Raw genomic sequence first — 24,186 nt, 5'->3', positions numbered from 1 at the left:
GCACCTGCGCGGCGACCCGGTGACCTTTTTCACCGTCTCCGCCTGTCACACCACCCCGAGCCGCCCTGTCTAAAGGGTGACGAACAACGAACAGAGGACAGCATGCGTGAGATTCTGATCGTCGGTGGCGGCTACGCGGGCTTCTACACCGCATGGCGCCTCGAGAAGAAGCTGCGTGCGGGTGAGGCGCGGGTCACTGTCGTCGACCCGCGCCCCTACATGACCTACCAGCCGTTCCTGCCCGAGGTGACGGCCGGCTCGGTCGAGGCGCGTCATGCCGCCGTGTCGTTGCGGCGGCACCTGCGCAGGACCCGGCTGATCGCGGGGAGTGTGACCGAGATCCGCAACGCGGACCGGACGGCCACCGTCCGCCCCGTCAACGGCCCCGACCAGCACCTGCGTTACGACACCCTGGTGGTCACCGCCGGCGCCGTGACCCGCACGTTCCCCATCCCCGGGTTGTCGCAGCAGGCGATCGGACTGAAGCACGTGGAAGAGGCGGTGGCCGTCCGCGACCGGCTGATGACCGCGTTCGACCAGGCCGCGACGCTGCCGCCCGGTGCGGAACGCCGGCGGCTGCTCACCGTCACCTTCGTGGGCGGTGGGTTCTCCGGTGTCGAGGGCTTCGGTGAACTGCTGTCGTTGGCGACCGCGATGCTCAAGTCCTATCCGGAACTGAGCATGGACGACCTCTCCTTCCATCTGGTCGAGGCCCGGGGCCGCATCCTGCCCGAGGTCGGCGACAAGCCGGGTGCCTGGGTGGTGCGTTCCCTGGAGGGCCGCGGCGCCCACGTGCACCTGAACACCCAACTGGTCTCCGCCGTGGACGGGCACGTCGTGCTCTCCGACGGAACGGAGTTCGACTCGGAACTGATCGTCTGGACCGCCGGCAACGCCTCGAACCCCGTTGTGCAGAACCACACGGACCTGCCGGTCGACGAGCGCGGTCTGCTCGTGGTCCGGGCCGATCTCCGAGTGGGCACCGACAGTGATCCCGTACCTCAGGTGTGGGCGGCCGGGGACGACGCGGCCGTCCCCGACCTGGCCTCGAGCGTGCCCGGGGCGCACACGGTGCCGAACGCGCAGCACGCCGTGCGGCAGGGCAAGCGACTCGCCAAGAACATCGTGGCCGACCTTCGCGGGGGCAGGGTCCGGGACTATCGCCACAGCAGTCTGGGAGTGGTGGCGACGCTGGGTCTGGGGCGGGGCATCTTCCAGTACAAGCGCCTGGTCATCAAGGGACTTCCCGCCTGGCTGATGCACCGGGGCTACCACGTCCTGGCCGTTCCCTCGTGGGAGCGCAAGGTCCGCGTCCTCGCCGTCTGGCTCACCGCCGCCGCGTTCGGCCGGGATCTCGTCTCCCTCGCCTCCGTGCAGCACCCGCGCGACGCCTTCGTCGCCAGGGGTGTTCCGCAGCGCACCGGCGAGAACCGCGAGAGCGACCCCACCGCCGTCTGAGTACGCCGGGGGCCGGTCGCCTCGGCCGACGAGCGGTACCGGCGTGTGTGCGGTCATGGCATGAGCGTGCGCCGTTCGCCTCCCGTGGTGAGCGGCGACGAGCGGTTGAGCCCTGCGTGTGCCCGCCCGGTGGGGTCCGTGGAGTCGCCCCGGGCGGGCCGCGGCGGGGGCGGCCCGGGACGGGCGATGCGCGGTCCACCCCCGCCGCGGCCCTGTGCGCCGTACCGTCGAGCCGGCTGCCCGGACACGGCTCGCGACGGTGGTCCGACTGTGGGGGTGCGGACTCCGAAGACGCCGGGCCCCGGTGACCGCCGTGCATTCCTGATCTTCCGCCTGCCCCGACCCGGTACGACCGGGCGGGGCTCTCCGTACCCACTGGAGCACACCATGAACGCGAGTGAGGAGGCCGCACGCGGCCTGAGCGACATCGAGAACATCCTGTACAGGGAGGCCCATGTGCAGGCGGCACAGCGGCGCGTGGCGGATTTCACCGCGCGGATGCCCGACCTGACCCGGGAGCAGACGGGCGACATCGAGCGGTGGTACGTCGAGGAGCAGACCTACGTGGCGCACCTGGTGACCCGGCACATCGCCGACAGCATCACCGCGGCGGAAGCGCGGTACCGCACCCGCCTCACGCGCCGGCGCAGGGGCATGCTGGCCGCGACGGCGCTGCTGACCGCGGTCATGATGGGCCTGTGCGTCGCCGTCGTCCTGGGCATGAGCGCCTGACCGGCTCCCGGGGAGCCCGACCGGTCGTGGACCGGTCCTCGGACCGAGGTCCGCGTCCGCACGGGGCGGCCGGGTGCTTTTGCCGCGCGGGCTCATACGGGTGAGGGCTCCAGGTCGGCCTCGGCCCAGACGACTTTGCCGTCCGACACGGAACGGGTGCCCCATCTGCGGGACAGCTGGGCGATCAGGAAGAGTCCTCGGCCGTTCTCGTCGGTGGCCTGTGCGTGCCGCATGCGGGGGGAGGAGACATTGGTGTCGAACACCTCGCAGGTCAGGACCTGATGCTGGATCAGACGCAGTCCGATCGGGCCGGTGCTGTGGCGCAGTGCGTTGGTGACCAGTTCGCTGACGATCAGAGTCGTCGGGTCCTCGAGACCTTCCAGGCCCCATTCGGTGAGCTGGTGGGCCGCCATGTGGCGGGCACTGCGGACGGCGGTCTGGTCGCTCGGCAGCGTCCAGGAGGCGACCCGGTCCGGATCGAGTGAGCGGGTCCGCACCAGGAGCAGCGTGACGTCGTCGGACGGTGCATGCCCCGGTCCGCTCTCCGTCGCGCGCGTGCAGAGGTCTTCCAGGGAGTGGCTCGACTGTGTGAGCGCGGTGGCCAGACGGTCCATTCCCGTCTCGATGTCGTGGTCGCGGGACTCGATCAGGCCGTCGGTGTACAGAGCGAGCAGACTTCCCTCGGGCAGTTCCATCTCCACGGCCTCGAAGGGGATTCCCAGCCCGATACCGAGCGGGGTTCCGCTGGGAAGGTCGGGGAAGGTGACATCGCCCTGCGGGTCGACGATCGCGGGCGGTGGATGCCCGGCCCGCGCCATGCTGCATGTACGGGTCACCGGGTCGTAGACGGCGTACAGACATGTGGCGCCTTCGACGGTGAAGGTGTGGTTCGGGTCGTCGGCGTCCTCCTCGGCGAGCCGCTGGACCGTGTCGTCGAGGTGGGCGAGCAGTTCGTCGGGAGGGAGCTCCATGTCGGCGAGCGTCTGCACCGCGGTCCGGAGCCGGCCCATGGTCGCGGCGGCGTTGATGCCGTGTCCGACCACGTCGCCGACGACGAGGGCCACCCGGGCGCCGGACAGGGGGATCACATCGAACCAGTCGCCTCCGACGCCGCTGTCGATGTCCGCGGGCAGGTAGCGGGAGGCCGCCTCCACCGCCGTGCCTCCCCTCAATCGGTGGGGGAGCAGGTTGCGCTGGAGTGCGAGCGCCGCGGTGTGCTCACGCGTGAACTGGCGGGCGTTGTCCAGCGCCAGGGCGGCACGACCGACGAGCTCTTCGGCCAGGAGCAGATCGACCTCCTGGAAGGGCACCGGGTCCTTGGTACGGATGAACAACGCCATGCCCAGCAGGGCGCGCCGGGCGCGGATGGGCACGATCATCAGCGAGTGCATGCCATGTTCCTGGATCATCTGCGCGCGGACCGGGTCCTCGTCGATCCAGGTGCCCGGAGCGGTGTTCAGTATCGGCTCCAGATGGGACTGCCCGGTGCGCAGGACGTCGGTGAAGGGCGAACCGGCCGGAACGGTGACGGGCTCCCCGCGCACCCAAGGGGATTCGGGGACCCCGTGGTGGATCGAGGCAAGACCGGCACGGCGGAAAGCGGGGAGCCGGCTGTCGACGGGGCCGCTGCGGGTCGGGGGTCCCTCGCCGAACGGGACCGACTGCTCGAGGTCGACGACGACGTAGTCGGCGAGCAGCGGCACGGCGAGCTCGGCAAGGTCCTGGCTGATCTGCATGACGTCCAGGGAGGCGCCGAGGCGCGTACTGGCCTCGGTGAGGACGGCGAGACGCTCGCGCGCCTGCCGGTTCTCGGTCACGTCGACGCTGATGGTGCACACCCCCGTCGCTTCACCGTCGGCTCCGAGCAGACAGAAGAACGAGGCGGCCATGGAGTGATCCCGGCGTGGACTGGTCGCCAGCCACATCCGGTACTCGTGGAGGCTGGTGGTGCCGCCTTCCAGTACCTGGCGCATCACCTCCTCGAGCGCCTCCGCCTTGAAACCGGGCAGTGCGTCGGTGAATCGGTTGCCGAGCCGTCGCTCCGGGCAGATGCCGTCGTGGTTCTCCATCGTGTCGTTCACCCAGATGCACCGCAGTTGTGTGTCACGGACGACGATGCCGATCGGTGCCCGGGTGAGATGCGACTCCCGCATTCTGCCCATGGTTTCCGACGAATCCGGAACGGGCGTGCCGACGTCGGTCACGGAGACGAGCCACTGGATCGCGCGGTCCCGTCCCCACAGCATCGACACCCGCAGGACGACGTTGAGCAGGCGGCCGTCCCGGTGGCGCACCGCGGCCGTGCTCGACCAGCCGTCCTGCGCGCCGCACCGCTCTAGGAACTCCGATGCCGTCGGTGCTTCGTCGGAGCATGGCAGTACGAGCGCCACGGACCGGCCCACCACCTCGACGGCGGAGTACCCGAGCAGCCGCTCGGCGGCCTCCGTCCAGGCGACCACCGTGCCCGTCCCGTCGCACATGGCGACCGCCGATTCGGCCGGCACCCGCGTGTTCTGCCGATTACTGATGGTTACCTTCTCGGTGTCGATCATCAATCTGCTGCCCTCAGGTGTGTGACGGAGCGGTGGCATCGGCACTTCGCGCCATCTCCCCGTTCTCGGTCACGGAGTCGGACGGGGCACGAACACAGCCCGATTTGCGCCTATTGGTTCCCTTGACCGAGTGGCGTCCGGGTCTGTGACAGAGGGGCTGCCGCCGTGACTGGTGCGGATGCGTGGGGCCATCCCGTCCGGGCACGTCGGCGACCGGAGAAGGCGAGGGGACGGCATCGAGCCGCCGGCCAGGTCCGGTTCACGGGCAGGCGGAAGCCGGTCCTGCGGAACATCCGCGTCTTCGGTGCGTGGGTCAGGAGGACGGAGCCGGACACAGGTGCCGGCGGTGACCGGTGACGGGACCCTGTGGGGCAGGCAGGCGGTGGAACGGCAGGACGCTCGGCGACCGCCGAGTCGTCCGGTGGTACGGGGCACGGCGTTCATGGACCCGGCCCCACACGGTCCGGGAATTCGGCGCCTGCGCCCTAGGAACGCTTGGCGCGGTAGAGGCCCCGGCCCGTGCGCTGGATGCGGGAGGTACCGACCAGGCGATCGAGGGTGCTGCGGACGGCGTTGATGCTTCCGCTGTCGGTGTCGCGACCCAGCGCCGCGGCCACGTCACGGGCCCGCACGTCGGAGTCGCCGACCGTGGCGAAGTACTCCATGATCTGCTCGGTGAGCATGCCGTACTTCTTCTGCGCGTCCGTGTCGGCGCCGGCGGGAACGGTGCGGTCCTCGCCGGTGCCGCTCTCGGTCCGCTGCGTCCGGGGTGCTGATGCCGCGGCGGCTTCCCCCGGTTCGGTGGAGGCCGCGCCCTTCTGCCCGACGGCGGGGATCGAGGCCGGCCGGGCAACCGCAGCACCGCCCGCGCCGGTGGGGGCCTTCGCGCCGGCCGGGTCGACCATCACGGCCTGCAGGGCGCCGAGAGCCCGCTGCACCGAGCCGAGATGCGCCACGACCGCGGCCAGTTCCCTTTCCAGCGCCTGCTTCTGGATCTGCAGGCGGGCCAGATCCTCTTGAAGGCTCTCGGCGGTGATCTCGATGTCGTGTGCCGCGCGGGTTACGGAGACCATGTGTTCCTCTCATCCTCAGCCCTTCCTGCCGCGCCTCGGCTCGCCTGCTGCGCCGCCCGGCCTGGACGCGGGAACGGGTCCAGCCGACATCATATGCAGTGCGGCACTCGGAGCGGAGAGGGATGAAGGGCCCACGGTTTCACAAAATACTCGCCCGGCCCGGGACACTGGGTGTGGTTCGCTCTTCATCGGATTGTTGTCACACCCATGATTGCCACTGTTCAGCCGGCCTCGGAAGAGGCCGGTGACGTGGAACGCAGCTGTCGCAGCGCATCGGAGATCGCCTCGATGCGTGCGTCGACGGTGTCGATCGCCTCTCGCAGCATGCTCAGACGCCCTTCGAGCAGCGCGGCCTCGGCCGCCAGCGACACACTGGCAGCGGCGGGATCGGAATGTCTGTCGGGGTGACGCGGCATCATGCGGTCTTCCGGCCTGCGGACGGCACCGGGTGACGGCTCGGCCCCGAAGCCGGCGCCTCCGGGGAGGCGGAGGCCGTCGACGCCTGGATGCATCGGTGGTCCCTGGCTGCTGAGCTCATACGTACTCCCTTCCTCGCCGTGAGGGCCCGCGCGGGCAGCCGCACGAGTCGCCATCCGCATTGACCGGACAGCCGGGAGAGCTGTGACAGACGACGTGCGAGTGACGCGGCGGCCCTGCCGCGCGGCCCCGCACGTCCGGGATCGTCCAACCGCCGGGGAGCGCAGGGGCGGTGTGCCGGGTGCCGCGGACGGTGAACAGCCGCCCGTCCCCGGCGCTGTGCAGCGGCTCTGCCCTGCCGTGGTCACCCACTGTCCGCCACGGGGCCGAGCTCGGTGGTGCGGCGGGAACGCGAATCGAGGAACGCGGCGATCTTTCGGGGATTCCATGCCCACATCACCTTGTGGACGCCCTCCCTCGAGGCGGCCATCGTCAGAACGGTGCTCGGCACACCGTCGCGGTGGAGCAGCGCACCCGCGCGGCCGGGGGCCTCGATCACCACGGGTTCGGCACCACGCCAGAACTACCGTGTGGCCGTCGACAGATCGGCCACACGTGCCCGTCCGAGAACCGGCTCGTGTGCGGCGCCCCGGATTCCGTTCCCGTCGGACGGACTGACGGCGTCCGGGGCGAGAAGGGCTTCAAGAGCGGCGACGTCCCCCGATTGTGCGGCAGAGACGAAGGCGTCCAGGAGGCGTCGGTGCTCGGCCGTGTCCACACTCTCCCGCTGTTCGGCCGTCAGATGCTTGCGGGCCCGGCTCACTATTTTCCGCACGTTGACCAGGCTGAGCTGAAGGATGGCGGCGATCTCGGGATAGGTGTAGTCGAACGCCTCGCGGAGTATGTACGCTGCGCGTTCGGTGGGGTTCAGCCTCTCCAGCACCAGCAGCAGGGCCAGTTCCAGCGCCTCCGCACGCTGCGCGCCCACCTCCGGGTCCGAACTCGTGTCGACGGGTTCGGGCAGCCACGGCCCGATGTAGGTCTCCCGGCGCACCCGCGCGGACTGCGCGACGTTGATGGCCAAGCGGGTCGTGGTGCTCGAAAGGAAGGCCACCGGGCTCAGCACCGCCGAGCGGTCCGTGCGCTGCCAGCGAAGCCAGACTTCCTGGACCACGTCCTCGGCCTCCACCACGCTGCCGAGCAGGCGATAGGCGATTCCGAAGAGGCGCGGCCGGTGCTGCACGAAGACGGAGACCGCCTCTGCGAGGGCGCCGGAGGCGGGGGACGGCTCGGGACGGGTGACGTTGCGGTCCCCGCTCCCGCTGTCGCAACCGTCGCACGTCGGAATCACGCCGGGACCGCGTTCAGGCAGGCGGTGACAGCATGCGTGCCCCGGACGTGCTTCCCGAGGCCGATGTGCCGGCGGGCGAAGGGTGTTGCCCGGCGCACCGCCGCGGCGCGGGGACAGTGGGCACTGCGCGTCACGGCTGCTCCCCTTGCAGGTGTTCCAGTGGCCGGGGCCGGTTCCGGTGAGGTGTCGGGGCCGGGGCGGAAGGCCTCTCCGGCTGCTGTCGGTGGCGGCAGCCTGTGGGCGTACACACCGTGTTTCCGCAGGTTCACAGCTTGACCGTTCGATCGAGCAGGCTTCTGAGCAAGACTGCCTCATACAGGTGGAAATGGGCACGAATCCACAGCCGGTGCCGTGGAAACGTTCCCAACAGTGTCATTAGAACATTGGCACTTTCTCGGCCGATGAGTGGGTACTCCGGGCGAGAGCCGGTGCCCTCCGTGACGACACCTCTACGTACGGTTCCAGGAGTGCAGCTTGTCGGGGTTGAGGACGATCCAGACCTGTGCGACCAGGTGGTCGGCGATGTCGAAGGTGAGGACGGCGGCGACCTGGTGGTCGTAGCGGGCGACGAGTCCGGTACGGCCGTTGACGGAGTGGGTCGACAAGGTGGTGCGCGAGCGGCAGGCCAGGAGGGTCAGCAGACTGTCGGCGACCTGCCGGCCGCCCCTGACCGGCCTGCTTGATGCCCGGACCTTGCCCCCGCCGTCGAAAGATGCCGTCGCGTCCGGGGACAGCAGTGCCGCGAGCAGTTCGGCGTCCCCGCTCATACAGGCCTGGCGGACGGCGCGGACGAGGATGTCGTGCTCCTTGGGCGTCGTGGGCCGTGCACGCTGTATCCGGAGGTAGCGCCGCGCCCGGTCGGCGAGTTCGGCGCACTCCGACTCCGTGCGTCCCACGATGTCGGCGACCGTGCCGGGACTCATCCCGAAGACGTCGTTGAGCACGAACGCCGCCCGCTCGGTCGGCGGCAGGGAGTCCAGCGCGTCGAGTCCGACCGAGCCGACCTCCTCCGGCGTGGCCGGAGGAGGCTCGGTCGCCCGGGGCCCGTCAGGAGTGCCCCCGGGAAGGGCCCGGTCGTCCGCCCACTCGGGCAGGACGAGCCGGTCCAGACAGATCCCCCCGGCGGTCTTCGCGAGCCAGGGCCCGGCAGCGGTGATCCCCCTGCGCGCCGCGTCCGGCAGCAAGTACCAGCGACGGTAGGTCTCGTCGACGACGCTCTCCGCCTCGCTGGGGCTCCCCAGCATCCAGTAGGCCACCTCCAGCAGATGCCGGCGCTCCTCGAGCAGCTCCGCGATCGGTGCGACGTCATCGTGGTCCATACGGCATCCCCCTTGCAGGCTTCACTCGACGCAGTCGGACGTGTCCACCCCGTCGACGGTCGGCAAGGCATCGGTGACCCGGGCGTTCCGGTGATGCGTCGCCCGTGCACGCCCAGGTGTCCCGGACCGGGCCGCAGCCGCCGGCGGCCGAGTCCCCCGCACGACACCACCTCCCGAATTCATTCGGCTCGAACTGTTAGACCGGGTAGCCGCGGCACTTGTGACATGGGTCTTTGCGACGCGACCCCATGGAATGCGGACACCGGCCCTTCTTGTCGGGTCGCGGGCCCGGCTGTGCCGAGCGCGGAGCGCACACGTCTTCATGGCGCGCTCGCTGCAACTCCACCGCGTGTCACACATGCGGCGGTCGCCCGGTCTCCTATGGCGGCCCCCGGCACCGTTTCGCAGAGATGAGTCAGCCCATGATCAAGTTCGGAACCTGCCGCCCGACGACGCGCCCGGAAGGTTCCCGTTCCCATGGCCGCTGAACGAGGTGACTACGCCACGTATTGGCGCGAACGGGCGGCCTGCCGGCGTGAGGACCCCGATCTGTTCTTCCCCGTGGGCAACAGCGGCCTTGCGCCTGCCCGGATCGACGAGGCCAAGGCCGTGTGCGGCCGTTGCCCCGTCGTGGAGCAGTGCCTCGACCTGGCTCTGCAGTCGGGGCAGGCGGACGGCGTCTGGGGCGGAACCACGGAGAGCGAACGCCGTGCGATGAGTCGGCGTGCCCGCCCGGGCAGGGACGCGGTCACCACAGCGGCATGAAGGACCACACGACGCGACCCTGCCGGCCCGGGACGAGACGGTGCCCGCACCCGCAGCTCCAAGGAGGAACCGTGGCCGAGACCGGCCTGGCAGACATCACCGGGAGCGCGAACGCGGCCACCGCGCTCACCGCACCGGGCTGCGCCGCACCCGTGGACGCGAGGGGACGGATCCACGATCACCGGGCGCACCTGCTTCCGACGGTGGCACCCGACTGCGGTCGCCCGTTGTCCGGCCCTACGACGACCACCGCGTTCATGCCCCGACGTGACGACCTGCGGGAGTCGTCGCAGGACTTCGCCCACTTCTTCCACCGGGCAGTCGGGAAAAATCCGGGCGGACGCGTTCTCGTGCTGCCCGCCGAAGGTCACCCGAATGTCTCGCACGCGGGCTGGACGAAACTTTCACGGGTCGCCCGTCACGGTCTCGCCGGCGTTCCGGCCGATGGTCTGCTCAGGGATTTCCGTGAAGTAGCCCTCGAATTCGAAAACGAAGACGACCGTTTCATGAAGGAGATCCGTGCCGAAGAACGTGCGTGCTGAAAATCGACGGGATCGAACGCATTCCTTCTGGACGATCTACGAAGGGTGGCCGGATCATGGGTGACACGAGTCGGGGAAATGAAGGCGAAGTGCGCCGACGGGACAGGGGCGAAAGAGTTGCCGAATGGGCCGACAGCCGCCTCGGTGTGTACAGCGCGGTCAGGGGGAGGGCGCGCAGAGCCTTCCCCGACCACTGGTCGTTCCTGCTGGGGGAGATCTGTCTCTACAGCTTCATCGTCATCGTCGTCACGGGTGTGTATCTGACCTTCTACTTCCATCCCTCGATGAATGAGGTGGAGTACCACGGCAGTTATGTGCCGTTGCAGGGTCAGATGGTGTCGGAGGCGTTCGATTCGACCATGCACATATCCTTCGACGTCCGCGGGGGGCTGCTGATCCGGCAGGCCCACCACTGGGCAGCACTCGTCTTCGTCGCCGCGCTGCTCACCCATATGATGCGCGTGTTCTTCACCGGTGCCTTCCGCAGGCCCCGCGAACTCAACTGGGTGCTCGGATTCCTGCTGCTCGTCCTCGGGATGTTCGGCGGACTGACGGGTTACGACCTTCCGGACGACCTTCTCTCCGGGACCGGACTCGCCGTCGTGAACGGAACGATCCTGTCCGTCCCGATCGTCGGGACCTACCTCTCGATGTTCCTCTTCGGGGGCGAGTTCCCGGGGAACGACCTGGTGGCGCGTTTCCACACGATCCACGTACTGCTCATCCCGGCCCTCATGGTGGGACTGCTCGCCGCGCATCTGATTCTGGCTCTCCGCCACAGGCACACCCAGTATCCGGGTCCGGGACGCACCGAGAGGAACGTCGTCGGCCTGCCGCTCAAGGTGTACGCCGTGAAGTCCGCGGGCTACTTCTTCCTGGTCGCAGGCGCCATCCTCGTGATGGCCGCGGTCGCGCAGATCAACCCCGTCTGGCTGTACGGTCCCTACCGTGCCGACCAGGTCTCGGCGGGCTCCCAGCCCGACTGGTACATGGGTGTGGCGGACGGACTGCTGCGGGTCATGCCCGGCTGGGAAGTCGACTTCTGGGGGCACACCCTGGCCCTGGACAACCTGGTGCCGCTGCTGGTGGGCGTCGGTCTCTTCGTCGCCCTGGGCCTGTACCCGTTCCTCGAGGCCTGGGTGACCGACGACGACCGTGCCCACCACATCCTCGACCGGCCCCGCAACCGTCCGGTGCGAACAGCGCTCGGTGTCGCCTGGATCAGTTTCTACCTGGTGTCCCTGATCGGCGCGGCGAACGACATCATCGCCACACGCTTCGAGGTCTCGGTCGAATCGGTGTCGTGGGCCGTCCGCATCGGCCTCTTCGTCGTGCCGGGCACGGTCTTCGTGATCACGAAACGCGTGGCACTCGGCCTCCAGCGCCGGGACCGCGACACGGTGCTGCACGGCCGCGAGACGGGCATCATCAAGCGTTTGCCGGACGGTGAGTTCATCGAGGTGCACGAGCCGCTCGGCCGGGAACGGCTGCACGTCCTCACGCAGCACGAGCAGTACAGGCCGATCGGGCCCGGCCCGTCGGACGGCGTGGGCGGCCCGACGACCGGACGCGGCATCACCCGACGCCTGCGGGCCAGGCTCAGCCGGGACTTCTACGGCGCAGACGCGCAGATCGCCAAACCCACCGAGGCGGAGTACAAGGAGATCACCGGCAGGCATTGACGCCGGTCCGTGTGCACAGCGGTGGCTCCGCCGTGCTCTTGGTCGGCACGGTCACCGTGCGAGGGGGACACGGTGTCTCCTGCACCGCTTCCCATGGTTGTCACATTTTCCCGCGATGTGCGGTCATAACGGTGAAAGCGCACAAAAGGTATGCCGAACCAAGGAGTTGAGCGATGTCCAAGCCCGTGCTCGAGCCCGCAGCGCAGGAACTCGCGGACGCGACGGCCAACCCGCCGTTCCTGTACGAGCTCGGTCCGGAGGGTGCTCGCAAGGTCCTGGCCGACCTGCAGGCGGCACCCGTGGAGAAGCCGGCGGCGGAGGAGAAGTGGATCACGGTGTCCGCCGAGGTGGGCGATGTGCCGGTACGCATCGTCAAGCCGGTGGGCAGCACGGGCATGCTGCCGGTCGTCCTCTATATGCACGGCGGGGGGCTGGGTGATCGGCGACGCCGGCACGCATGACCGTCTGGTGCGGGAGCCGGCCGTCGGGGTGAACGCCGCCGTGGTGTTCGTCGAGTACGACCGTTCACCGGAGGCCAGGTACCCGGTCGCCGTCGAGCAGGCGTACGCGACCGCGCGATGGATCACCACGAACGGTGCCGAGGAAGGCCTGGACGCCTCCCGCCTGGCGGTCGCCGGTGACTCCGTCGGGGGCAACATGACCGCGGCACTGACTCACATGGCCAAGCGGCGTGGTGAGGTGACCTTCGTTCACCAGTCGTTGTACTACCCGGTCACCGACGCGGCCCAGGACACCGAGAGCTACCGGGAGTTCGCGGACGGGCCCTACCTCACGGCCAGGGCCATGGCCTGGTTCTGGGACTGCTACACCACCGACCCCGGCCAACGGGCGGAGATCACCGCCTCGCCGCTGCGGGCGACCCTGGAGGACCTGGCGGGGCTGCCGCCCGCGCTCGTCATCGTCGACGACAACGACGTGCTGCGGGACGAGGGCGAGGCGTACGCCCGCAAGCTCACCCGAGCCGGCGTTCCCACCACGAGCATCCGGGTCAACGGCACCCTGCACGACTTCATGATGCTCAACCCCCTCAGGCCCACGAAGGCCGCGACCGCCGCGGTCGAGCAGGCTGTCCGCGCCCTGCGCACCGCTCTGAACGACGAGTGAGGCCCGACGCACCTCGGTCCCGGCACGTGAACCGCCCGCTGCCGAAGCCGTCCCAGCCGTCGGCGGCGGGCGGTTGCGCTCCGCCCACTTTGCCCGTCTCTCCATGACGTGCCACAGCGTCCTGTCGCACGCGCCGTCCCCACCTGTGCGGACACGGCCGACACCCCTGCCTCGAAAGGGCTCCTGATGAATCATCGTTCGCTCTACGGACGTTTCCGCGCCCCGCTGTCGATCATGGCCACCACGACGGTCGCCGCGGCGCTCCTGGCCGCGTCGATCGGGCCGGCGAGCGCCGGCAAGTCCTCCGCGCCGCCGCGGCGCAAGCCGACCCTGGTACTCGTCCACGGTGCGTTCGCCGACTCCACCAGTTGGCACGGTGTCGTCAGGAAGCTGCAGCGCGAGGGCTATCCGGTGCTGGCCGCGGCCAACCCGCTGCGCGGGCTCGGCAGCGACGCCGCCTACCTCAAACACCTCCTGGCGAGTATCGACGGCCCGGTCGTACTCGCCGGGCATTCCTACGGCGGATCGGTCATCACCGATGCCGCCCACGGCGTCGGCAACGTCAAGGCACTCGTCTACGTGGCCGCGTTCATTCCCGACCAGGGGGAGAGCGCGCTGTCCCTCTCGGAGAGGTTCCCGGGCAGCACCCTCGGCAGTGCTCTGCGTCCGGTTCCGATCCCCCTGCCCGACGGCTCCGAGGAATCCGACTACTACATCGAGCAGACCAGGTTCCACCACCAGTTCGCCGCGGACGTCCCGAAGAACACCGCCGACCTCATGGCGGTCACCCAGCGTCCGGTGACGGCGTCCGCGCTGGGGGAGGGCGCATCCGAGCCCGCCTGGAAGACCATCCCGTCCTGGGCGTTGGTGGCCACCGAGGATCTCAACATTCCCGTGCGGACGCAGGTCTTCATGGCCGAACGGGCCAAGTCGCACATCACGGAAGTACGGGCCTCCCACGCCGTGAGCGTCTCCCACCCCGACGCCGTCGCCGACATCATCAAGAAGGCGGCGCGCACGATCGGCTGACCGGCGGATGCGACACGACGGGGCGGCCGGGTGCCGCCCCGCCCGACCGGGATCGACGTCGTCCGTGCACCGGTCCGGGCGGGTACGCCCTCGGCGCCCGGCAGGTCGAGGGCATGCTCCCCGGGTCACGGCCGGGACGGCGGGACGGCAGGGGCCAGGGTGCGGCGGCCGATCGCATCACACACGATCCGCTGGACCTCGACGCGGTCGGCCGCGGCCTGGACCCCACCACGAGCCGTCCGTCGGGGATCGCCGTGGGCCCGCCGGGCGGCCGTCCGCACCGCCTGATGCGTGTCGACGGCCCCGTCGACGACGTAGTAGAGCCACAGGGGCCTGCCGTCGGCGTGGAACCGCAGCCCCACCAGCCACGTTTCGTGATCCGCGAGACGGGGGCGACGAAGTGCACGCGTACTGTCCGCGGGATCACGCCCGGTGCCGAAGGCCGAGCCGGCCTCCGGTACCGTCCCGGCGTTGATGGTGACCGCGGATGCGCCCTGCACGAGGTGCCTGTCTGCCTGGAGCAACATGGTGCTTCATCTCCATTCCGCCTCGGGCCATCACGTCGGTGACGCGGCGGGCCGTCCAGATGCGTTGGGCTGGAGCGGTTCCTCCTACTGCACACTTGACTGAGTGGCACCCCGTTCTGTGACATGGCACACCCTCGACGCCAGGACGCGGATGTCACGGGGGCGGCTTCCGGTTCAGGCGGATTCCGCCCGGCGCACCCGTACGGCGGAGATGCCGAGGGTCAGCCGCACCGTGTCGCTGATCAGGGAACCGCCGGGCGCCGGGGCCGGGCCCGCGCCGAGTCCCCGCTCGGAACGGTGCAGGGTGGTCGTGCCCACGAAGCCGACGCGGTCCTGGCCGTGGACGGCCCGGCTCGCTGGGCCGCACTCGACGTCGATGTGGACGGGCAGTTCGAGATCCTTGATCCGCAGGTGTCCCGACACGCGGTACCGCTCGTCGCCCGCGTCGCGGATCCCGGTGGAACGGAAGGCCATGAGCGGGAACGTGGCCGAGTCGAGACAGTCCGGGCCGGTGCCCTGCGCGTCCAGTTCCGGCGAGCCCGTGTCGAGGCTGCCGGTCTGGACACTGAGGTGGATCTCCGAGCGGGAGGGGCGGGACCCGTCCAGCTTCAGGATCCCCTCGAAGGCGGTGAACTTCCCCTGCACGTGGGCGATCGAGGTGTGCCGGACGGAAAACCCGATCGTGCTGCGGACCGGGTCGACGATGTAGATGCCGGTCGGACCTTCAGGACGACCGGCAGGCAGAACGGTGACTTCCCTGCGACGGAACATGGTGAGCGGGGTCTTTCATGGGCGGCTGTCGGCTGGGCCACGCTTTCCGTCACGCGGCGCGGGCGCGGACGCAGTCGAACTCGGTGGCCGGGTGCCCCGAGACAGGCGTGAAGGGGTGGCCCCTGCTGTGGGCAGGGGCCACCGGGCTTCCCGTTGCCGACACGCGGTCCGCACGGCGGACCGGATCTCGGCGACCTGGCGTCGGAGCCCGCGACTGCCCTCACCACCTCGGCCGGGCCCTCACCGGTCAGGGTGACTTCGAGCCGACGCGCACCGGCAGTGGACATAACGGCTGAATCAGGAAGGGCGCGGCAGAGGTTCCAGTTGGGACAGGTGTCCCGGGGAGTCGGACATTCCGCCCGGGCTATTCTGCGAGTTTTCCGTCCGTCGAGACCTCTTCCATGAGGGTGGTGATCTCGTCCGGGACGGGGGGAATGTTTTCGCGGGTGACGCCGGCCGTGGGGGACCACACGAGGTTGACCTGCAGAGCGGGATCCATGTCGGGGTAGTCGCTGCGGTTGTGGCACCCGCGGGTCTCGCGACGCTCGAGGGCCGCCTCCAGGGTGGCCCGAGCCGCCAGGGCGGCGGACTTGAGGTCGAAGGCGTGGGCGAGGTCCTGGTAGCCGGCGATGTCCGGGTGGACACCGACGTCCTCCATCCTCTTCTCGATCGTGGCGAGCTCGTCCAGCCCGGTGCGCAGGCCCTGTTCGTCCCGTACCACGCCGGCATGCTCGGTCATGGTGTTGCGTATCGCGCGTTGCAGGGCGCGGACGTTCTCCCGCCCGTCGGCGGCGAGGAGGTCGTCGATCTCCGCGCGGGCCTCCGCCACCGCCGTGGCCGACCGCGGCTGGGCGGTCAGGGACTGCGAGTAGGCGGCGGCCGCCTGGCCGGTGAGGCGGCCGAAGACCAGCAGTTCGATGAGGCTGTTGCCGCCGAGCCGGTTGGCGCCGTGCAGGCCGCTGGAGGCCTCGCCGATGGCGTAGAGGCCGCGCACCTCGGTGCTGTGGTCCTCGGGGCGCACCCAGACGCCACCCATGGAGTAGTGCGCGGTGGGTGCGATCTCGATCGGATCGCGGGTGATGTCCAGCATCTGCAGGTCCAGCAGGGTCTGGTAGACCCGGGGGAGCCGGTTCATGATCGTCTGCCGGGGCAGGTGGGAGACGTCGAGCCAGACGCCGCCCTTGTCGGTGCCGCGGCCCTCCTTGATCTCGGTGTAGGAGGCCAGGGCCACGCGGTCGCGGGTGGACAGTTCCATGCGGGCGGGGTCGTAGCGGGTCATGAAGCGTTCCCCGAGTGCGTTGCGCAGGATGCCGCCCTCGCCGCGGGCGGCCTCGCTCACCAGGGTGCCGGCCGCGTTCTCCGGCTCGATGATCCCGGACGGGTGGAACTGGACGAGTTCGGGGTCGCGCAGGCGGGCACCCGCCTCCACGGCCAGGCGGAAGGAGTCGCCGGTGTTCTCGTCGCGGCGTGAGGAGGTGCGCCGCCAGATCCGGGTGTGGCCGCCTGCGGCGAGAATGACCGCGTCGGCCTGGATCAGGTAGCGGGTTCCGTGGGTGAGGTCGAAGCCGTACGCGCCGAAAACGGCTCCGTCGTGCACCAGGAGACGGGTGATGTAGACACCGTCGAGTACGGGGATGTCCAGCTGCTGTGCGCGCCCGATGAGGGTGCGCTGGATCTCCAGGCCCGTGTAGTCGCCGGCGAACGCGGTGCGCCGGTACTTGTGCGCGCCGAAGAAGCGCTGGGAGATCCGGCCGTCGGACTCCCTGGCGAAGTTCATGCCGTAGCGTTCCAGGTCGTCGATGCCCCGTGCGGCGCCCTGGGTGACGATCTGCACGGTGCGGGGGTCGGCCAGCAGGTAGCTCTCCTTCAGGGTGTCGGCCGCGTGCTGCTGCCAGCTGTCCTCGGGGTCCATGGTGGCCAGCGCCGCGTTGATCCCCCCGGCCGCGAGTGCCGTGTGCGCGTCGTCCTTGGGGCGCTTGCCGACCGCGAGGACGTCGACACCGGCCTCGGCCAGCTCGATCGCCGCGCGCAACCCGGCACCCCCGGTGCCGATCACCAGCACCATGGTGGAAAGACGTCGTTCGGTGATTGCCACGGTCCGCTCCGATCGTTGTGGTTGTCACTGACTAGGACAAAGCTGTCCCGGCATCTGTGACACCTCGTGCCGTCGACAGGCCTGTGACCTGCTGCCGCGGCCGTCGGCGCAGCGGGAAACCGTGTGAGTACACATCGTTGCCGTCCGTGCCGGGCCCTCCCGGCAGGGGACGGTAAAGGGGGCGCGTCCGGGTCCGACAGCCCCGTGTCGTCGATGTCCGCTCCGAAGGCGGGGCCACGGCCGTCACACCATCATGTGCTGCCCGGTCATACCTCGGGCCGGACGGCTGCCCGTGCGGGCCGGCCGGTTCACGTCGTCCCCGTCGGGCGGAGGAGAGGGACATGACACGTACGTCATCGCACAGCCTTGCGTCGACGTCCAGGACAGAGCCTGCCTCGTCGAATGCCCGTGGACTGCATCTACGAGGGCAACCGGACGCTTTACATCAATCCCTCCGAGTGCGTGGACTGCCGTGCGTGCGAGCCCGTCTGCCCGGTCGAGGCCATCTTCGCCGAGGAGGACCTGCCGCAGCACTGGGCGCCGTACACGACCGTCAACGCCGAGTACTTCGAGGCGACTTCGGCTCGGCAGCCGGAGCCGTACGTCGTGCACGGCGATCACCGCCTGGTGGCGCGGTTGCCGCCGCAGACCGTACACAAGAAGGGCATCGCCGCCTTCAGCATCCGCAAGGAGGAGGCCGCCGACGCCGATCTGTGGTTCCCGTCCTGACGCACCGCACGCCCTGACGGGCGGTGGGGGCGGGTTCATTGCGGCTGCGGCCGAGTGCGGGTCGCCCCCGGCCTCGCCGCGACCGTGGGCACGGTGACGACCCGGGCCTCGCGGGTCAGCAGACGCTGCACAGGACACCGAGCGGCCACGGCGAGCAGCTGCTGGATCTGGACGGCGTCCAGATCACCCGTCAGGCGGATGTGCCTGACGATCTGTCCCTGTGGATCGAACTGGGCCGTCACATCAACCCGGTCGAGAAGCCAGCCGTGCCGGTCCGCGGCCGCCCGGACGGCCGTGGAGGTGCACGATCCCAGCGCGGCGAGGAGCAGTTCCACGGGCGTGGGATCCGTGTCCTCGCCGGCCGGGCCGTGCGGGTCCGCGGTCAGCGTGTGAGGGCCGATCTCGATGGAGCCGGCGAGCCGCCGGCCTTCGCTCACTGACACGAGGCGTGCGTTCATCGATCTTCCTCTCTGGCGGCCGCACCACGGTGCGGCTCGTGATCACCTTCGGTGGTGAGGTGCGCCGGGATGCGTTGTGCCCGTCCCGCCACCGCTAAGACAGTGAGGATCTTCCGGATGTGACAGGGAAGCTGTCACACGGTGAGGAGCTGCCCGGTCCTACAGAAGGACCGAACCTTCACACCACTGCCGCACGAGCCGTACCGAACGCGCAGGACGTCCGTGCACGGTTGCGGGACAGGGAGCCATGCCCGACGAACCCCGGATCATCCGCATCGGGCCCGAGGACATCGAACGCGCCGCGGCCATGCACCGCAGGTGCTCCCTGCACACCCTGTGGAGCCGGTACCACAGGGCCATGGGTGATCCCGGTTCGTACCTGTGCGCGCTGCTCACCCGCCCGGGCTCCGTGCACCTCGCGGTGCGGGAGCCCGGCCGGCGGCATCGTCGCGCTGGGGCATCTGATGCCGGACGGACAGAGAGCGGAAGCGGCGCTCCTCGTGGAGGACGCATGGCAGAACAGCGGGCTCGGCACACGTCTCCTGGAACGTCTCGGCCACCATGCCGTCGACGGCGGCTGGAAGGAGATGTACGGGCTGATACTGCCCGGCGACGAGAAGATCTCCGCCGTCCTGCGCCACGCCGCTGTGCCGATCCACCGCGTGTCCGAGCAGGGCGTCACGACGGTGTGGGTCGAGACGGACCGCATCACGACAGCGGTTCAGGCGCCCCGCCAGTGAGAACGGCACTGTTGCGCGGGGTGCCGCTCGGCGACTCGGTCACGTGAAGGGCCGTGGTGCGGCGCCGTCCCGCAACCCCGGCCGAAGGAACCGGGAGCGGGGAGCAGGCCCTCTCCCGCAGCGGGGCGGCGGCGGGGACGACGCCGGGCCACCTGACCACCGGGCCGACCGACACGGCGTGGCCCCCCCACCGGAGCGCGGCCGAACGCCACGGTCGCCTCCACCGGGACCGCGTCGGGGCCGAGCCCGTCCTGTCGCGCCCGCCGGCTCAGCGCCCCGTGGAAGCAGGCCGCACAGCCCGCTGCGAAGAGCTGCTCGGGCTTCGTACCCCGGCCGCTGCCTCCCCGTTCGGCGGGCAGGCGCGGACCGATGTCCGGGGCCCCGTCCGCCCGAGCCTGCCTCTCCCGAGGCCCGCCGGTGACGGGGCGTGCGGGGCCGGAGCGGACCGCGACGGTGTGCCGCGCGGGGTGGCGGTGCCGGGACGGGCGTCTCAGCCCTCCAGCGAGGCGACGTAGGGAGCCAGCTTCGACGGACTCAGCACCCACATGAGGCGTTCGATGCCCCGTTCCGAGACGTCGAGGGACAGCAGCGCCACCGCCTCGCCGTCGGCCATGACCAGGGCGGCCGGCCGGCCGTTGGCCTCGACCCAGCGGATCTCCCGCTGAGGCCAGAAACGCGGGGCGAAGGCGACGAGGTACTTGGACACGTGCGGACGCCCGATGACCGGAATCCTGCTCGCCCCGCGCATCCCTCCGCCGTCGGAGTAGCTGATCACATCCGCGGTGAGCAGCTGCTCGAGCGCCGCCAGATCACCGGTCTGCGCCGCGGTGAGGAACACCTCCAGCAGTCGGCGGTGAGCGGTGGAGCTGACGGGCTCCTTGCGTTCCGCCGACAGATGCTTCCGGGCGCGGCTCACCAGCTGGCGCGTATTGGCCTCGCTCGTCTCCAGCATCTCCGCGATCTGCTTGTACGGGTAGTTGAAGGCTTCCCTGAGCACGTAGGCGGCGCGCTCCACGGGGTTCAGTTTCTCCAGCAGGTGGAGAACCGCGAGGTCGAGCGCCTCGGCCCGTTCGGCGCCCAACTGTGGATCCATGCTGGTGTCGACCGGCTCCGGAAGCCACGGCCCGACGTACGACTCGCGCCGCGTCCTTGCGGACTGGGCGGAGTTGAGCGCCAGGCGCGTGGTGATCGTGGACAGGAAGGCCACCGGCTCGTGGATGTCGGAGCGGTCCGCGTTCTGCCACCGCAGCCACGCCTCCTGGACGATGTCCTCGGCTTCCACCACACTGCCGAGCACGCGGTACGCGATACCGAAGAGCCGGGGACGCGCTGCCATGAAATCCTTCGTCGCCTGTTCGAGGGTGCCTGCATCATCACCGGCGCGCATACGTCTCCTCCAGCTGTGCAGCACCATGTTACAAGCCGTCACAGCGGCACGCGCGCCGTCCCCACGGGTGCCCCGCGGGAGCCGAACCGGCAGGAGGCGGCGGCGGACATCCCACTGTCTGCGCACGACGGTGTGTTCCACTTCGAGGATGGACCGCTCGCGGCGAGGACCACTGCGCGGGTTCGGGGGGACGCTGTGTCCCTGCCTTCGTCCGCTCCGTACACGGAGCACCCGCCGGCCGGTGCGCGACCGTCTCGCACGGGTGCGCAGGCACCCCGGGCGGGGCCGGGACGCCGACGGCACCGGCGACGCCCCGGCGCCGCCGTCGGTCTTCGGCGCGGACACGACGGGGGGCCGCGCCGCATTCGGCGCGGCCCCCCGGCACATCGGTGCCGTCAGGGCCGGTCGGTGAGCGGAACGCCGGCGAACTCCGCCGCCCCCACCAGGTCACGCACCGCCGTCAGACAACGTGCGGCGTCCGCGCCCTACCGGCACTCCGCGCCGACGGCACGGTGCTCACCCCTGCCAGCCGTAGCGCTCGCGCGCCTCGACCACCGTCCGCGGGTCGACGGCGCCGGCCCGGGCCAGCCGGTCCAGCGCCGCGACGACGATCGACTCGGCGTCCACACGGAAATAGCGGCGTACGGCATCGCGGGTGTCGGAGAGTCCGAAACCGTCCGTTCCCAGCGACGAGTAGTCCTGCTCGACCCACTGGCTGATCTGATCGGGTACCTGCCGCATCCAGTCGCTGACCGCCAGTACGGGCCCTCGCGCGCCGGACAGCGCCGCCGTCACATACGGGGTGCGCTCCTCACCGCGCAGCCGTGCCCGATCGGCCTCCAGTGCATCCCGGCGCAGCTCGGTCCAGGAGGTCACGGACCAGACGTCCGCCCGGACTCCCCACTGGGACCCGAGCAACTCCTGGGCCTGAAGCGCCCAGTGGATGGCCGTGCCCGAGGCCAGCAACTGGATCTCCGGCCCCGGGTCCCGGCGCTCGGCCTCCGTGAACCGGTAGATGCCCCGGAGGATCCCCTCCTCGACCGAGGGTCCGGCGGGCATGGCCGGCTGCCGTTTGGGCTCGTTGTAGACCGTCAGGTAGTAGAAGATGTCTTCGGGCCGGTCGCCGTACATCCGGCGCAGCCCCTCCTTGACGATCACCGCGATCTCGTAGGCGAAGGCCGGGTCGTAGCTCACGGCGGCGGGGTTCGTGGACGCCAGCAGGTGCGAGTGCCCGTCGGCGTGCTGCAGTCCCTCGCCGGTCATCGTGGTGCGGCCGGCCGTGGCACCGATCGCGAACCCGCGGCCCATCTGGTCGGCCAGGGCCCAGAACTGATCACCCGTCCGCTGGAACCCGAACATGGCGTAGAAGATGTAGAACGGGATCATGGGTTCGCCGTGGGTGGCGTACGACGTGGCCGCGGCCGTGAACTCGGCCAGTGACCCGGCTTCGGTGATGCCCTCGTCGATGAGCTGGCCGTCCTCGGCCTCCCTGTAGTGCAGCAGCTGGTCGACGTCGACGGGCTCGTAGGTCTGGCCGGCGGGGGAGTAGATCCCGGCCGTCGGGAACAGGGACTCCATCCCGAAGGTACGTGCTTCGTCGGGGACGATGGGTACCCAGCGCCGCCCCGTCCCCTCGACGCGCATCAGGTCCTTGACCAGCCGGACGAGCGCCATGGTGGTGGCCACCTCTTGCTTGCCGAAGCCCTTGCGCAGGGCTTCGAAGGGCCCGGACGGCGGCTGCTCCAGCGGTTTGGCCACCACCTTGCGTATCGGGGCCGGACCTCCCAGAGCGGAACGCCGGTCGCGAAGGTACTGCACCTCCTCCGAGTTCTCACCGGGGTGCCAGAACGGCACGAGATCACCGGCGAGCGCGCTGTCCGGGATGGGCAGGTCCAGTGTGTCGCGCATCCGGCGGAACTGGGCCATGGTCAGCTTCTTCATCTGGTGGTTGGCGTTGCGGGACTCGAAGTCCGAACCCAGCGTGTGCCCCTTCACCGTCTGGGCGAGGACGACGGTCGGCGCCCCCTTGTGCTCGACGGCGGCCCGGTAGGCGGCATAGACCTTGAGCGGTTCGTGACCGCCGCGGGAGTTCTCGAACAGATCGGTGAGCCGGGCGTCGCTCAGACCCGCGGCGATCCCGGACAAGGCGTCCCCGGTGAAGAAGTGTTTCCGTATGTAGGCGGCGTCCCGTGCGGCGTAGGTCTGGAGCTGGGCGTCGGGCACCTCACCGAGACGACGGACGAGTGATCCGTCGGTGTCCTGCCGCAGTACCCCGTCCCACGCCTCGCCCCACAGGGTCTTCACCACATGCCAGCCCGCACCGCGGAACCGGGCCTCGAGCTCCTGCACGATCTTGGAATTCGACCGGACGGGACCGTCCAGCCGCTGAAGGTTGCAGTTGACGACGAAGGTGAGGTTGTCGAGGCCCTCGCGCGCGGCGAGTTGCAGCGCGGCCGTCGACTCGGGCTCGTCCGCCTCGCCGTCGCCGAGGAAGGCCCACACATGCGAACCGGAGGTGTCCTTGATGCCCCTGCTGTGCAGGTAGCGGTTGAACCTGGCCTGGTAGACGGCCGCGAGCGGGCCCAGCCCCATCGACACGGTCGGAAACTCCCACAGCCACGGCAGGCGGCGGGGGTGCGGGTACGACGGCAGGCCGTGGCCGCCGGCCTCGCGCCGGAAGCCGTCCAACTGCTCCTCGTGGAGCCGCCCCTCCAGGAACACCCGCGCATAGATGCCGGGCGAGGCGTGGCCCTGGAGGAACAGCTGGTCCCCTGAACCGTCCTGGTCCTTGCCGTGGAAGAAGTGGTTGAACCCGATCTCGTAGAGCCAGGCCGCCGACGCGTAGGTCGAGATGTGGCCGCCCAGACCCAGCCGGGAGCCGCGGGTGACCATGGCGGCCGCGTTCCACCGGTTCAGCGCGGTGATACGGGACTCCATGTCGATGTCGCCCGGAAAGACCGGCTGGGACGAGACGGGGATGGTGTTGATGTAGTCGGACGACAGCAGCCCGGGCAGCGTCACCCCGGACCTGGCGGCGTACTCGTGCACACGCCGCAGCAGGTACACGGCACGCTCGGGCCCCGTATGCCTCATGACGGCGTCGAGGGAGGCCCGCCATTCCTCCGTCTCCTCGGCGTCACGGTCGGGCAGCTGGTCGAGCTCGCTCGTCGCGGACGAATCGGTGGGCCGGGCCGGAACACTCATTGCAGTCTTCCTGTCGAAGTGTGGGAGGGACGGTCGGACGGTGGGCACGGCGTCCCCGAGGTGTGTGCGAAGAACGGGCGGGTGCGGGTGGCCGCCCCCGCCCCCCGCGCGCCTCGGTGCCGCGCGGACCACCCAGCCGGCATGCGTCGGCTACGACACCCGCGCTCCAGTCCTGATGAGGGGCGGAGCCGGCCGCGCGCACCAGATAGGACAGACGGCACGCCGTTGTT

At 70.1% G+C, this 24,186-nt stretch carries 17 protein-coding genes and 3 pseudogenes; 9 read left to right on the top strand and 11 right to left on the bottom strand.

What is annotated here, in order from left to right; all coding sequences use genetic code 11:
* Nucleotides 1-102: 102 nt before the first annotated feature.
* Both ACSHXN_RS08570 and ACSHXN_RS08565 read left to right on the top strand, forming a co-directional pair.
* Nucleotides 103-1,458, top strand: coding sequence for an NAD(P)/FAD-dependent oxidoreductase (locus ACSHXN_RS08570; RefSeq protein WP_355133976.1), 1,356 nt, complete (start codon nt 103-105; stop codon nt 1,456-1,458).
* Between the two features lie 387 nt (nt 1,459-1,845).
* On the top strand, nt 1,846-2,190 hold the full coding sequence (locus tag ACSHXN_RS08565; RefSeq protein ID WP_438302876.1) for a hypothetical protein: 345 nt from the start codon (nt 1,846-1,848) through the stop codon (nt 2,188-2,190).
* Between the two features lie 92 nt (nt 2,191-2,282).
* On the opposite strand, the gene ACSHXN_RS08560 is transcribed toward ACSHXN_RS08565, so the two are convergent.
* The 5 genes and pseudogenes from ACSHXN_RS08560 to ACSHXN_RS08540 all read right to left on the bottom strand — a co-directional run bounded on the left by ACSHXN_RS08560 (nt 2,283) and on the right by ACSHXN_RS08540 (nt 8,902).
* Nucleotides 2,283-4,742: a SpoIIE family protein phosphatase gene (locus ACSHXN_RS08560; RefSeq protein WP_355133972.1), complete on the bottom strand. Its 2,460-nt coding sequence runs from the start codon at nt 4,740-4,742 to the stop codon at nt 2,283-2,285.
* Between the two features lie 485 nt (nt 4,743-5,227).
* Nucleotides 5,228-5,815 (bottom strand): hypothetical protein, encoded by a 588-nt coding sequence (locus ACSHXN_RS08555; protein ID WP_355133970.1) that lies wholly within the window; start codon nt 5,813-5,815, stop codon nt 5,228-5,230.
* A gap of 221 nt (nt 5,816-6,036) precedes the next feature.
* Entirely contained in the window at nt 6,037-6,234 is a 198-nt protein-coding gene (locus tag ACSHXN_RS08550) for a hypothetical protein (protein ID WP_355133968.1), read from the bottom strand.
* 362 nt (nt 6,235-6,596) lie between these two features.
* Nucleotides 6,597-7,475 (bottom strand): annotated as a pseudogene (locus ACSHXN_RS08545) (sigma-70 family RNA polymerase sigma factor).
* A gap of 557 nt (nt 7,476-8,032) precedes the next feature.
* Nucleotides 8,033-8,902, bottom strand: coding sequence for a sigma factor-like helix-turn-helix DNA-binding protein (locus tag ACSHXN_RS08540; RefSeq protein ID WP_355133966.1), 870 nt, complete (start codon nt 8,900-8,902; stop codon nt 8,033-8,035).
* 477 nt (nt 8,903-9,379) lie between these two features.
* On the opposite strand from ACSHXN_RS08540, the gene ACSHXN_RS08535 reads away from it, so the two are divergent.
* From ACSHXN_RS08535 to ACSHXN_RS08515, 5 genes and pseudogenes are all read left to right on the top strand, one after another.
* A complete protein-coding gene (locus ACSHXN_RS08535; protein WP_355133964.1) occupies nt 9,380-9,667 on the top strand; it encodes a WhiB family transcriptional regulator in 288 nt (95 codons plus the stop codon).
* A 71-nt stretch (nt 9,668-9,738) separates the two neighbouring features.
* A complete protein-coding gene (locus ACSHXN_RS08530) occupies nt 9,739-10,209 on the top strand; it encodes a hypothetical protein (RefSeq protein ID WP_438302875.1) in 471 nt (156 codons plus the stop codon).
* Between the two features lie 56 nt (nt 10,210-10,265).
* Nucleotides 10,266-11,891 carry a cytochrome bc1 complex cytochrome b subunit gene (qcrB, locus tag ACSHXN_RS08525; RefSeq protein WP_438302874.1) on the top strand — a complete coding sequence of 542 codons (1,626 nt, stop codon included), beginning with the start codon at nt 10,266-10,268 and terminating at the stop codon, nt 11,889-11,891.
* A 173-nt stretch (nt 11,892-12,064) separates the two neighbouring features.
* Nucleotides 12,065-13,016 (top strand): annotated as a pseudogene (locus tag ACSHXN_RS08520) (alpha/beta hydrolase).
* A gap of 186 nt (nt 13,017-13,202) precedes the next feature.
* Complete coding sequence (locus tag ACSHXN_RS08515; RefSeq protein ID WP_438302873.1) at nt 13,203-14,045, top strand: alpha/beta fold hydrolase; 843 nt, start codon at nt 13,203-13,205, stop codon at nt 14,043-14,045.
* A 125-nt stretch (nt 14,046-14,170) separates the two neighbouring features.
* On the opposite strand, the gene ACSHXN_RS08510 is transcribed toward ACSHXN_RS08515, so the two are convergent.
* The 3 genes from ACSHXN_RS08510 to ACSHXN_RS08500 all read right to left on the bottom strand — a co-directional run bounded on the left by ACSHXN_RS08510 (nt 14,171) and on the right by ACSHXN_RS08500 (nt 17,408).
* Complete coding sequence (locus ACSHXN_RS08510) at nt 14,171-14,572, bottom strand: hypothetical protein (protein ID WP_383355533.1); 402 nt, start codon at nt 14,570-14,572, stop codon at nt 14,171-14,173.
* A 174-nt stretch (nt 14,573-14,746) separates the two neighbouring features.
* Nucleotides 14,747-15,343, bottom strand: a complete 597-nt coding sequence (locus ACSHXN_RS08505; protein ID WP_383355536.1) for a YceI family protein — start codon at nt 15,341-15,343, stop codon at nt 14,747-14,749.
* Between the two features lie 364 nt (nt 15,344-15,707).
* On the bottom strand, nt 15,708-17,408 hold the full coding sequence (locus ACSHXN_RS08500; RefSeq protein ID WP_355134138.1) for an L-aspartate oxidase: 1,701 nt from the start codon (nt 17,406-17,408) through the stop codon (nt 15,708-15,710).
* A gap of 322 nt (nt 17,409-17,730) precedes the next feature.
* Between ACSHXN_RS08500 and fdxA the strand changes: the two are divergent.
* A pseudogene (gene fdxA / locus ACSHXN_RS08495) lies at nt 17,731-18,092 on the top strand (ferredoxin); the annotation flags it as partial.
* Nucleotides 18,093-18,202: 110 nt separating this feature from the next.
* Here fdxA and ACSHXN_RS08490 read toward each other — a convergent pair.
* Nucleotides 18,203-18,625, bottom strand: a complete 423-nt coding sequence (locus ACSHXN_RS08490; protein ID WP_355133952.1) for an OsmC family protein — start codon at nt 18,623-18,625, stop codon at nt 18,203-18,205.
* Nucleotides 18,626-19,089: 464 nt separating this feature from the next.
* On the opposite strand from ACSHXN_RS08490, the gene ACSHXN_RS08485 reads away from it, so the two are divergent.
* Nucleotides 19,090-19,365: a hypothetical protein gene (locus tag ACSHXN_RS08485; RefSeq protein WP_356112205.1), complete on the top strand. Its 276-nt coding sequence runs from the start codon at nt 19,090-19,092 to the stop codon at nt 19,363-19,365.
* 490 nt (nt 19,366-19,855) lie between these two features.
* Here ACSHXN_RS08485 and ACSHXN_RS08480 read toward each other — a convergent pair whose 3' ends face one another.
* Both ACSHXN_RS08480 and aceE read right to left on the bottom strand, forming a co-directional pair.
* On the bottom strand, nt 19,856-20,752 hold the full coding sequence (locus ACSHXN_RS08480) for an RNA polymerase sigma-70 factor (RefSeq protein WP_355133948.1): 897 nt from the start codon (nt 20,750-20,752) through the stop codon (nt 19,856-19,858).
* Nucleotides 20,753-21,268: 516 nt separating this feature from the next.
* On the bottom strand, nt 21,269-23,956 hold the full coding sequence (aceE, locus tag ACSHXN_RS08475; protein WP_355133946.1) for a pyruvate dehydrogenase (acetyl-transferring), homodimeric type: 2,688 nt from the start codon (nt 23,954-23,956) through the stop codon (nt 21,269-21,271).
* Between the last annotated feature and the right edge of the window lie 230 nt (nt 23,957-24,186).

Origin of the sequence: Streptomyces sp. HUAS TT11 (assembly GCF_051553595.1) — a bacterium.
Classification (GTDB): Bacteria; Actinomycetota; Actinomycetes; order Streptomycetales; family Streptomycetaceae; genus Streptomyces.
This window is presented reverse-complemented; position numbering and strand designations above follow the sequence as displayed.